Source organism: Secundilactobacillus angelensis (assembly GCF_012641075.1).
Classification (GTDB): domain Bacteria; phylum Bacillota; class Bacilli; order Lactobacillales; family Lactobacillaceae; genus Secundilactobacillus; species Secundilactobacillus angelensis.
Genome location: NZ_JAAXLJ010000089.1, coordinates 1 through 362 on the forward strand (window position 1 = coordinate 1; position 362 = coordinate 362).

The following is a 362-nucleotide window of genomic DNA, read 5'->3' on the forward strand; positions in this document are numbered from 1 at the left end:
CAGTGACGGTCACAACGCTCGTTGTGCCTGTCCCATCAGTCGTTGGCGTCGTTTCGATAACGGCTACCGTCTTGTCGCCATCGGACCAGTTCTTGGTAATTTCAGTAACTGCTCCGCTGCCATCGACTTTGGTATCGGTAGTCCCGCCTTCTGGATCAGTCGTCGTAGTGACGTTGTAGTAATCCTTAGGGTCGACTGAGGTACCTTCGCCGACTTCACTCTTGAAGTCTGGATCGTACTTGACCGCCTGATCCACGCTGGCGCTGTAACCTGTTTCAGCTGGGTCGGTCCCCTTAATGGCTGCATCGAAGCTGGCGCTGGTGTAATCATCGGTTCCACCTGCGGTGATCGTTGCAGTATAG

1 protein-coding gene is annotated in these 362 nt (G+C 54.4%); it reads right to left on the reverse strand.

Annotated elements, in window-relative coordinates; genetic code table 11:
- A partial coding sequence (locus HC026_RS12480; RefSeq protein WP_168926215.1) for a hypothetical protein occupies nt 1-362 on the reverse strand: 362 nt, incomplete at both ends.